Raw genomic sequence first — 10,959 nt, forward strand, 5'->3', positions numbered from 1 at the left:
GGCTTCGGCCTTGGGAGCGGCGGCAGGCGCGGCAGCCGGGGCGGCGCCCTCGGCTTCGAACACCATCACCAGGGAGCCGGTGGATACCTTGTCACCGGCGGCGACCTTGATTTCCTTGACCACGCCGGCGAAGGGCGCGGGTACTTCCATCGAGGCCTTGTCGCCTTCCACGGTGAGGATGGACTGATCGGCGGCCACCTTGTCGCCCACCGCCACCATCACCTCGGTGACTTCCACTTCGTCACCGCCGATATCGGGCACGTTGACGTCACGGACGACGGAGCCGGTCGCGGCCGGGGCTGAGGCGGGCGCTTCCGCCTGAGTCTGAGACTGGGACTGCGCGGCGGCCGGAGCGGCGCCACCGGCGACTTCGAACACCATGATAAGTGAACCGGTGCTGACCTTGTCGCCCACGGCGATCTTGATCTCGGCCACCTTGCCGGCGAAGGGCGCGGGCACTTCCATGGAGGCCTTGTCGCCTTCCACGGTCAGCAAGGTCTGCTCTTCGCCCACGGTGTCGCCCACGGCCACGGCGATCTCGGTGACTTCCACCTCGTCACCGCCGATGTCCGGCACCTGTACTTCTTTCAGGGCCACGCCGGCGGCGGCCGGGGCCACGGGGGCAGCGCCGCCCTCTGCTTCAAACACCATGATCAGCGAGCCGGTGGCGACCTTGTCGCCCACCGCTATCTTGATCTCCTTCACCACGCCGGCGGCGGGAGCCGGCACTTCCATGGAGGCCTTGTCGCCTTCCACGGTCAGCAGCGACTGCTCTTCGCTCACGGTGTCGCCCACGGCCACCAGGATCTCGGTGACTTCAACCTCGTCCGCGCCGATATCCGGCACCAGAATATCTTTAGACATGTGTTACCCCTTATGCGTACAGCGGGTTGATCTTGTCGGCGTCGATGCCGTATTTGGCGATGGCGTCGGCAACCACCTGCTTGTCCAGCTCGCCCAGCTTGGCCAGTTCGTTGAGGGCGGCCACCACCACGTAGTGCTTGTTCACCTCGAAGTGACGACGCAGGTTCTCACGGCTGTCGGAACGGCCGAAACCGTCGGTACCCAGCACCTTGTAGCTGACGGACGGCATGAAGGCACGTACCTGTTCGGCGTAGTTCTTCATGTAGTCGGTGGCGGCGATGGCCGGCGCCTTGCCCATCACCTGGGCGATATAGGGCACGCGCGGCTCGGCAGTGGGGTGCAGCATGTTCCAGCGCTCGGCGTCCTGACCGTCGCGGGTCACTTCGTTGAACGAAGGCACGCTGTACACGTCAGAGCCGATGCCGTATTCCTCGGCCAGGATCCGCGCCGCTTCGCGCACGCCCACCAGGATGGAGCCGGAGCCCATCAGCTGCACCTTGCCCTTGCTGCCTTCAACGGTTTCGAGCTTGTAGATACCCTTGCGGATACCTTCCTCCACGCCCTCGGGCATGGCCGGCTGCTGATAGTTCTCGTTCAGGGTGGTGATGTAGTAGTAGACGTTTTCCGGGTTGTCGCCGTACATGCGGCGCAGGCCGTCCTGCACGATCACCGCCACTTCATAGGCGTAGGTCGGATCATAGGTGATGCAGTTGGGGATGGTGCCCGCCTGAATGTGGCTGTGACCGTCCTCGTGCTGCAGACCCTCGCCGTTGAGGGTGGTCCGGCCGGAGGTACCGCCAATCAGGAAGCCGCGCGCCTGCTGGTCGCCCGCCGCCCAGCACAGGTCGCCGACCCGCTGGAACCCGAACATCGAGTAGTAGATGTAGAAGGGGATCATCGGGCAGTCGTTGGTGCTGTAGGAGGTGGCGGCCGCCAGCCAGGAGGACATGGCGCCCAGCTCGTTGATGCCTTCCTGCAGGATCTGACCCTTCTTGTCTTCCTTGTAGTAGGCTACCTGCTCCCGATCCTGGGGCACGTACTGCTGGCCGTAGGGGTTATAGATGCCGATCTGGCGGAACAGGCCTTCCATACCGAAGGTACGGGCCTCGTCGGCCAGGATGGGCACGATGCGCTCGCCGATGGACTTGTCCTTCAGCATGATGTTGAGTGAACGCACGAACGCCATGGTGGTGGAGATTTCCCGCTTCTGCTCTTCCAGCAGGGGCGCGAACTCGCTCAGGGCCGGGATCTCCAGCTTGACGGTGGTCTGCGGCAGGCGGGTGGGCACATAGCCTTTCAGCGCCTGGCGGCGGGTGTGCAGGTACTCGTGCTCGCGGCTGCCTTCCTCGATCTTGAGGTAGGGCAGGTTGGGCAGATCCTCGTCGCTCACTTCGATGTTGAAGCGATCACGCATGTGCTTGAGCGAGGACATGTCCATCTTCTTGACCTGGTGGGCGATGTTCTTGCCCTCGGCGGACTCGCCCATGCCGTAGCCCTTGATGGTCTTGGCCAGGATGACGGTCGGCCTGCCCTTGGTGTCGGCGGCCTTCTTGTAGGCGGCGAACATCTTGGCCGGATCGTGGCCACCCCGGTTGAGGGCGAAGATTTCCTCGTCGGTCATGTCCTTCACCAGCTCCAGGGTCTCCGGATACTTGCCGAAGAAGTGCTCGCGCACGTAGGCGCCGTCCTTGGACTTGAAGGTCTGGTAGTCGCCGTCCAGGGTTTCGTTCATCAGCTGGATCAGCTTGCCGGTCTTGTCCTTGGCGATCAGCTCGTCCCAGCGACGGCCCCAGATCACCTTGACCACGTTCCAGCCGGCGCCGGTGAACAGGCCGTCCAGTTCGTTGATGATCTTGCCGTTGCCCACCACGGGGCCATCCAGGCGCTGCAGGTTGCAGTTGATGATGAAGCACAGGTTGTCCAGCTTCTCTCGGGCGGCGATGGTGATGGCACCCTTGGATTCCGGCTCGTCCATCTCGCCGTCGCCCAGGTAGGCGTACACGCGCTGCTCGGAGCAGTCCTTCAGGCCGCGGTCGGTCAGGTACTTGAGGAAGCGCGCCTGGTAGATGGCGTTGATCGGGCCCAGACCCATGGACACGGTGGGGAACTGCCAGAAGTCCGGCATCAGCTTGGGATGCGGGTAGGACGGAATGCCCTTGCCGTCCACTTCCTGGCGGAACATGTCGAGCTGGGCTTCGGTCAGGCGGCCTTCGGCAAAGGCGCGGGCGTAGATGCCGGGAGAGATGTGGCCCTGGAAGAATACCAGGTCGCCGCCGTCCTTCTCGTTGCGGGCACGGAAGAAGTGGTTGAACGCCACTTCGTACATGGTGGCGCTGGAGGCGAAGGAAGACATGTGGCCGCCCAGGTCCAGATCTTTCTTGGAGCCGCGCAGCACTATCATGACTGAGTTCCAACGGATGATGGCGCGGATCCGCCGCTCCAGATCCCAGTTGCCCGGGTATTCAGGCTCTTCGTCGGTGGGGATGCTGTTGACGTAGTCTGAGTGGGCATTTCTGGCCACGGCCACACCGGACTGGATGGCCTTGGTGGTGAGACGCTCGTAGATGTACTGCGCGCGCTCAGGTCCTTCTTGACGGATCAAAGACTCGAGGGCGTCGAGCCACTCCAGAGTCTCTACTGAATCCACATCGTTTTTCAGGATATCAGACATGGCTGTTTCCTATCTCGTTTGGGGCACCTGCCCATGGGTTTCGTCGTTGCCGAAGGCATTGTTATTCCTGCTGACGGGTCCGGCGCAGGGACCGCTGGATGCGGCTTTCCTCGCGCTGGATGTCGAGCAGGGTTTCTTCGATAAAGGCCAGGTGCTCGTGACAAGCGTCCCTCGCCTGTTCCGGCTCGCGGGCAAGAATGGTCTGGATCAGATTGGCGCGATGAACGCGGATCTTTTCCACCATGCCGGCGCGCCGGTTGAGAATCTTGATATTGCGCAGGATGCTGGACTCCAGCATCGGCTGAATCGCCCGCAACAGGTGCAGCAGCACCACGTTGTGCGCCGCCGCCGCCACCGCCAGGTAGAACTCGGCGGCGGCCTTGGCCTCGGCCGGCAGATCGCCCTTTTCCTGCGCCTTTACTATGGCCTGCTGGGCCTCGCGGATGGCGTCGAAATCCGCCTCGGTGCCGCGCAGCGCCGCATAGTAGGCGGAAATGCCTTCCATGGTGTGGCGGAACTCCAGCAGGTCGTATTGCGACTCCGGATGCGAGGCCAGCAACTGGAACAGGGGATCGGCCAGTCCCTGGGTCAGGGCATTCTGCACATAGGTGCCACCGCCCTGGCGCCGGGACACCAGACCGCGCGCCTCCAGCTGCTGTATGGCCTCCCGTACCGACGGCCGGGATACCGCGAACTGCTCCGCCAGCTCACGCTCGGGCGGCAACCGCTGACCGGGTTGCAGGCTGCCCTCCACTATCATCTGCTCCAGTTTGGCGGCGATGGTGTCGGCGAGTTTCGGCTGTTTGATGCGCTGATATGACATTGAGTCCGGCTTAAAATTGGTAAGACCAATTAACACTGTTAAAAAAAGGTATCAGAGCGGAGGATAAATGTCCAACTATTTGATCAGGATTGCACACAAAAAAGTCGTAAAATACCGAAAAACGGCGGAGGGACATTTAGACTAGTCCAAAATACCGGGAACGCAAGGTGGAAAAATTGGTAAGACCAAAGAAAGATGAGCATCAGCACAGCGGCGGCATAAGGTAACAACGGATATTGCGGCGCATCATCGAAGCCCGCGCCCCGGGTCGACAAAAGCGCACCCGGCCCACCGGAGCGGGCCGGAAGCCGTGCCGGGACCGACGGTCAGAGCATGGCCCTGAACCTGGCCCAGTCGAAGCCCGGGCCCGGATCCGTCTTGCGCCCCGGGGCTATATCGCTATGGCCGGTGATGCGCCCGGGAGTGATGGCCGGATAGGTTGCCATCAGCAGCCGGCTCACCTCGGCCAGCACGTGATACTGGGCATGGGTATAGGTGCCGGTGTCGGTACCTTCCAGCTCGATGCCCACCGAAAAATCATTGCACTGCTCCCGTCCCTCGAAGCAGGACAGACCCGCGTGCCAGGCCCGCTTGTCGAAGGGCACATACTGCACCAGCTCGCCGTCGCGCCGGATCAGGCAGTGGGCCGACACCCGCAACTGGTGGATGCCGGCAAAATAGGGATCCCCGGCGGGATCCAAACGTCCCATAAAGAGGTCATCTATATAAGGGCCGCCAAACCGGCCGGGCGGCAGGCTGATGCAGTGCACCACCAGCAGCGATATCTCGCCCAGGGGGCGCTCGTCCCAATGGGGGGAGGCACAATGGCGGGCCGGCGTGAGCCAGCCCGCAGGCGTCAACTGAAAAGGCATAGGGATCCCAACGCGAACTTCACCGGGGGTATACTAACAGTTTATGCTCCCGGTGCGGCAAGCAGGCTTGCGAGGAGAACATCATGACCGACGACGACGGCCCGCGCAAAACCGGACGCCTCATGTGGCTGCTGGCCTGGGTACTGGCCCTGGTGCTGATGACCTGGTTTTTCCAGCAAAAGCTGGAGCGGGACTACAACCCCAACCAGCAGGTGCAGTTGCTCGACAGCCGCACCATAGTGCTGGAGCAGAACCGCCAGGGCCACTACCTGATGAACGGCGCCATCAACGGGGATCCCGTGGTCTTCCTGCTGGATACCGGCGCCACCCAGGTGGCCGTGCCCAGGCCGGTGGCCGAGCGCCTGGCCCTGCCCCTGGGACGGCCGCTGCTGCTCAACACCGCCGCCGGCCAGGTGACCGGCTACCTCACCCACATTAAAACATTGTCGATGGGGCCGCTGACCCTGTACGATCTGGACGCCGTTATCATGCCCAGCTACGGCAGCGAAGTGCTGCTCGGCATGAACGCCCTGCGCCAGTTCGAACTGATCCAGCGGGGCTCCCAGTTAACCATAAAACACCTGGCGCCCTGACCCGGGCAGCCTCCGCCACAAGACGTGAAATTAAGGTAAGGCTCGATGCAAAACACCATGCTGGCTCAAGAAATCCGTTTCAATGTGACCGCGGCCCTGACCGAGGATCTGGGGGGAACCCTGGACCCCAAGCAGGACATCACCGCCCAGTTGCTGCCCGAGGGCCAGCAGGTCACCGCCCACCTGATCACCCGGGAAGACGGCATTTTCTGCGGCCGGGCCTTTGCCGATGAGACCTTCCTGCAACTGGGCGGCGAGGTAAAGCTGCACTGGCAGGGAAAGGACGGCGACGCGGTCACGGCCGGCCAGCGCCTGCTCACCCTGACCGGCCCGGCCCGGGCGCTGATGACCGGCGAGCGCACCGCGCTCAACTTTATCCAGACCCTGTCGGGCGTGGCCACCGTCACCCGCCGCTACGTGGACCGCCTGGCCGGCACCCGCTGCCGCCTGCTGGACACCCGCAAGACCCTGCCCGGCCTGCGCCATGCGCTCAAGTACGCGGTGACCTGCGGCGGCGGCCACAACCATCGCATGGGCCTGTATGACGCCTACCTGATCAAGGAAAACCATATCTTCGCCTGCGGCGGCATCGACAAGGCCATTGCCGAAGCCCGCCGGCTGCAGCCGGAAAAACCGGTGGAGGTGGAGGTGGAGTCCCTGGCCGAGCTGGAGCAGGCCCTGGCGGCCGGCGCCGATATCGTCATGCTGGACAACTTCAGCGTGGCCGACATGCGCGCGGCCGTGACCGCCACCGCCGGCCGCGCCAGGCTGGAGGTGTCCGGCAACGTCACCCTGGAGACTATCGCCGACTACGCCGACACCGGGGTGGACTATATCTCGGTGGGGGCGCTGACCAAGCATGTGCGCGCCCTGGACCTGTCGATGCGGGTGGAAGGCTAAGGGGCAGAACAGGCATCGCGGGTTGTGGAGCGCAGGCGGCCCGCCTGCCTTCGCGCGCAGCGCGAACCCTCGGACTTGGCCTGCCACACCACGGGTTTAAGGGGGCTCGGGGCAGCACAGGCATCGCGGGTTGGGCTGTGCCTTCCCCGACCTCGGTGCCACCCTCATGCGGGCGGGCCGCCCGCGCCCCAAAAATCGTCACAGCCTGAGTTTTAAGTTGCAGAGGTGCACCTGCTGGCGGAGCGCAGGCGGCCCGCCTGCCTTCGCGCGCAGCGCGAACCCTCGGACTTGGCCTGCCACACCACGGGTTTAAAGAGGATCTGGGTAGAACAAGCTTCACGGGTTGTGGAGCACCTTCCCAACCTCGGTGCCACCTTCATGCGGGCGGGCCGCCCGCGCCCCAAAAATCGGCGCAGCCGACTTAAGACCCTAATGAATCCACTCTTTCCATGTCCGCCCCTTTTCCCTCCTCCAAGGGTGCAAAACCCCCGAGCCTTGGCTATAGATCTCTAGGTGGCCCGGTCCACTTCACCCCATGGACTTTCCAATCAAGGACGATGACGATGAAAATCCAGACCAGCACCCGCCAGGGCGGTTTTACCCTGATCGAACTGATGATTGTAGTGGCGATAGTGGCAATACTGGCGGCGGTGGCCCTGCCGGCTTATCAGAGCTATACCAAAAGAGCCAAATTTAGTGAGGTGATAGCTGCGGTAGGGCCGGCAAAAACAGCAATAGAAGTCTGTGTGCAAGGCTATTCAGGCAGTAACTTGGCAACTGACTGCGTATCCGCGGGCAATGGCGCTGCTCCTGACCCATATGGAGTTGTAGCATCAGTTGCAGTGGGCACTGATGGCACCATTACTGCGACCGGTACAGCAGAAGTAGATAATGTCAATTTTACATTAACACCATCTCCCTTAATCACGGCTGTTAGTGCCGGATCCAATCTTTTGTGGGAGAGAGGAGGCTCCTGTGTTGGTGCAGCATATTGCTAACCCACCCAATATATGACCATGCCCATCAATACCATTAGAAGCGGTCTGGCCAGAAGCCTGGCCGCTTCTTCGCTGTTGCTGACCGACGAACTGGACCAGGCCCTGGCCCTGGCCCGGCAGGAGGGCAAGCCGCTCAGCACCGTGCTGGTGGAGCAGCGGCTGCTGTCCAGCGCCGAGCTGGCGCGTTTTTGCGAGCAGGAATATGGCCTGCCGCTGATCGATCTCAACGATTTCGAGCTGGATCAGGTGCCGCCCCAGTACCTGGGCATGGATCTTATCGAACGCCATCACGTGATCCCCATCTACCTGCAGGGCAAGGTGCTCTACCTGGCCATGTCCGATCCCACCAATGTGGCGGCGCTGGAAGACTTCAGCTTCCGCTTCAACCTGGTGACCGATGCCCTGCTGGTGGAGGAAGACAAGCTGCAGCAGATGCTGGTCCGGCTGCAGCAGGGGGGCAGCAGCGGGGTGCTGGATCTCGAGCATATCGAAGACTCCGATATCGCCGGCCTGGTGCTGGATGACTCCCCGGTGGAGCAGGACGATGGGCTGGGCCGCGCCGACGAGGACGCCCCCATCGTCCGCTATATCAACAAGATCATGCTGGACGCGGTACGCAAGGAGGCCTCCGACCTGCATTTCGAGCCTTACGAGCGCTTTTACCGTATCCGTTTTCGCATCGACGGCATGCTGCACGAGGTGGCCTCGCCGCCGGTCGGCCTGGCCGCCCGTTTTGCCGCCCGGCTCAAGGTGATGGCCCGGCTGGACATCGCCGAGCGCCGCCTGCCCCAGGACGGCCGCCTCAAGCTCAGGCTGACCCGCAACAAGTCGGTGGACATGAGGGTCAACAGCCTGCCCACCCAGTGGGGCGAGAAGATAGTCATCCGTATCCTCGACAGCTCCGGCGCCCGGCTCAACATCGACCAGCTCGGCTACGACGAGCGGCAGAAACAGCTCTACCTGAGCGCCCTGCGCAAGCCCCAGGGCATGATACTGGTGACCGGCCCCACCGGCTCGGGCAAGACGGTCTCGCTGTACACCGGCCTGAGCATCCTTAATACCGTCACCGCCAACATTTCCACCGCCGAAGATCCCATAGAGATCAACCTGCCCGGCATCAACCAGGTGCAGATCAACCCCAAAGCCGGGCTGACCTTCGCCCACGCCCTGCGCGCCTTCCTGCGCCAGGATCCGGACATCATCATGGTGGGGGAAATCCGCGATCTGGAAACCGCCGAAATCGCAGTCAAGGCCGCCCAGACCGGCCACCTGGTGCTGTCCACCCTGCACACCAACTCCGCCGCCGAAACCCTGACCCGGCTCGGCAACATGGGCCTGCCCGCCTACAATATCGCCTCGTCGGTATCCCTGATCATGGCCCAGCGGCTGGCGCGCAAGCTGTGCCCCCACTGCAAGGTGCCGGAGCAGGTACCGGAAGAACAACTGCAGGCCCTGGGCTTTACGGCCGGGCAGCAGGCCCAGGGGGTCAGCCTGTACAGGGCGGTGGGCTGCAACCGCTGCACCGGCGGCTACAAAGGGCGTATCGGCATCTATGAGGTGTTGCCGATGAGCGAGAAACTGGCCCACCTGATCATGGAGGGCGCCAACTCCCTGACCCTGGCCAAAGCCGCCGAAGAAGACGGTATGGTCAGCCTGCACGGCTCCGCCCTGGAGAAGGCCCGGCTCGGCATCATCAGCCTGGCCGAGGTCAACCGCATCAGCGGCTGATGCCCGCCGGCCTTATCGATAACAAGGATGCGCTATGGCAACGGCAAAGAACTACAAGGTCCACCCCTACAAGTGGGAAGGCGTCAACCGGCGCGGGCAGAAGGTGTCCGGCTTTATCCAGGCGGTGAACATCCAGGCGGTCAAGCGCGAGCTGCAACGCCAGGGAGTCAACGCCACCAGCGTGCGCCGCCGCAGCCAGAGCATCCTGGCCCGTTACCGGGATGCCATCAAGCCGATGGACATCGCCGTGATCACCCGCCAGATCGCCACCATGCTGGGTGCCGGAGTGCCCCTGGTGCAGACCCTGCAGATCATCTCCCGCTCCTACCAAAAGAGCAGCATCCGCGAGCTGACCGGCATCATCGCCTCGGACGTGGAGGGGGGCACCCCGCTGTCGGAAGCCCTGAAAAAATTTCCCCGCCAGTTTGACGCGCTTTACTGCGACCTGGTGCACTCGGGGGAGCAGACCGGGGCGCTGGAGCATATTTTCGACCAGATCGCCATCTACCGGGAGAAGGCCGAGGCGCTCAAGTCCAAGATCAAGAAGGCCATGTTCTACCCGGCCATGGTGATACTGGTGGCCATAGCGGTCACCTCCATACTGCTGCTGTTCGTGATCCCCCAGTTCGAGGAGATCTTCGCCGGCTTCGGCGCCACCCTGCCCGCCTTTACCCAGCTGGTGATCAACCTGTCGCGCTGGATGCAGGATACCTGGCTCTATCTGCTGGCCGGCCTGGTCGCCACTGTGTTTCTCTATGTGCGCGCCTGGCGCCTGTCCCAGAAGGTGCGCGACGCCACCGACCGCTTTATCCTGCGTATTCCCGTGGTGGGCATGATACTGCACAAGGCGGCCCTGGCCCGCTTTGCCCGCACCCTGGCCACCACCTTTTCCGCCGGTATTCCGCTGGTGGAAGGCCTGGTCTCCTCGGCCGGCGCCTCCGGCAACGTGGTCTACCGCCGCGCCATCATGCAAATGCGCAACGAGGTCATCGCCGGCATGCAGATGAACCTGGCCATGCGCTCCACCCAGCTGTTCCCCGACATGGTGGTGCAGATGGTGATGATCGGCGAGGAATCCGGCGCCATCGACGACATGATGAACAAGGTGGCCAGCATCTACGAGCGGGAGGTGGACGACGCCGTGGACGGCCTGACCAGCCTGATCGAGCCCATTATCATGGTGGTATTGGGGATACTGGTTGGCGGCCTGGTCATTGCCATGTATCTTCCCATCTTCAACCTGGGTAGCGTGATCCGCTGAAGCTGGGCAGCATGGTGAAAGCCTTGCTTTCAAAGTTCAATCCCCTTAGGAACAACAATGGCGCAACTGCTCGACAATACCGTTTTGCTGTATTCCCTGGTAATGCTGGTGGGCCTGCTGGTGGGCAGCTTCCTCAACGTGGTGATCCACCGCCTGCCGCTGATGCTGAAGCTGGAGTGGGAGCGGGAATGCGCCGAGTTCCAGGGCAGCCCCCCACCCGAAACCGCCCCCTTCAACCTGTGCCGGGCC

Annotated in this window: 10 protein-coding genes; 6 read left to right on the plus strand and 4 right to left on the minus strand. The window is 62.9% G+C overall.

The genetic code is table 11. From position 1 onward, the window contains the following. The 4 genes from CGX12_RS17470 to ampD form a co-directional block, all read right to left on the minus strand. A partial coding sequence (locus CGX12_RS17470; protein WP_303396186.1) for a biotin/lipoyl-containing protein occupies positions 1–864 on the minus strand: 864 nt, incomplete at its 3' end. 10 nt (positions 865–874) lie between these two features. Then, positions 875–3,535, minus strand: a complete 2,661-nt coding sequence (aceE, locus tag CGX12_RS17475) for a pyruvate dehydrogenase (acetyl-transferring), homodimeric type (protein WP_094041116.1) — start codon at positions 3,533–3,535, stop codon at positions 875–877. 61 nt (positions 3,536–3,596) lie between these two features. Further along, the gene (pdhR, locus tag CGX12_RS17480) at positions 3,597–4,358 is read right to left on the minus strand and encodes a pyruvate dehydrogenase complex transcriptional repressor PdhR (protein ID WP_094041117.1); all 762 of its coding nucleotides are present in this window, start codon (positions 4,356–4,358) and stop codon (positions 3,597–3,599) included. Between the two features lie 326 nt (positions 4,359–4,684). Next, a complete protein-coding gene (ampD, locus tag CGX12_RS17485) occupies positions 4,685–5,230 on the minus strand; it encodes a 1,6-anhydro-N-acetylmuramyl-L-alanine amidase AmpD (protein WP_094041118.1) in 546 nt (181 codons plus the stop codon). Positions 5,231–5,313: 83 nt separating this feature from the next. Here ampD and CGX12_RS17490 point away from each other — a divergent pair, with 83 nt between their 5' ends. From CGX12_RS17490 to CGX12_RS17515, 6 genes are all read left to right on the plus strand, one after another. Next, complete coding sequence (locus tag CGX12_RS17490; protein WP_217898205.1) at positions 5,314–5,823, plus strand: retropepsin-like aspartic protease family protein; 510 nt, start codon at positions 5,314–5,316, stop codon at positions 5,821–5,823. Between the two features lie 57 nt (positions 5,824–5,880). Further along, positions 5,881–6,723: a carboxylating nicotinate-nucleotide diphosphorylase gene (nadC, locus tag CGX12_RS17495; RefSeq protein WP_094041123.1), complete on the plus strand. Its 843-nt coding sequence runs from the start codon at positions 5,881–5,883 to the stop codon at positions 6,721–6,723. A gap of 563 nt (positions 6,724–7,286) precedes the next feature. Then, the gene (locus CGX12_RS17500) at positions 7,287–7,721 is read left to right on the plus strand and encodes a pilin (protein ID WP_094041119.1); all 435 of its coding nucleotides are present in this window, start codon (positions 7,287–7,289) and stop codon (positions 7,719–7,721) included. A 12-nt stretch (positions 7,722–7,733) separates the two neighbouring features. After that, positions 7,734–9,449 carry a type IV-A pilus assembly ATPase PilB gene (pilB, locus tag CGX12_RS17505; protein ID WP_094041120.1) on the plus strand — a complete coding sequence of 572 codons (1,716 nt, stop codon included), beginning with the start codon at positions 7,734–7,736 and terminating at the stop codon, positions 9,447–9,449. Positions 9,450–9,483: 34 nt separating this feature from the next. Then, the gene (locus CGX12_RS17510) at positions 9,484–10,710 is read left to right on the plus strand and encodes a type II secretion system F family protein (protein WP_094041121.1); all 1,227 of its coding nucleotides are present in this window, start codon (positions 9,484–9,486) and stop codon (positions 10,708–10,710) included. A 57-nt stretch (positions 10,711–10,767) separates the two neighbouring features. Beyond that, on the plus strand, positions 10,768–10,959 hold a 192-nt coding region (locus tag CGX12_RS17515), incomplete at its 3' end, for a prepilin peptidase (RefSeq protein ID WP_142995667.1).

Origin of the sequence: Zobellella denitrificans, assembly GCF_002237365.1 — a bacterium.
GTDB lineage: Bacteria > Pseudomonadota > Gammaproteobacteria > Enterobacterales > Aeromonadaceae > Oceanimonas > Oceanimonas denitrificans.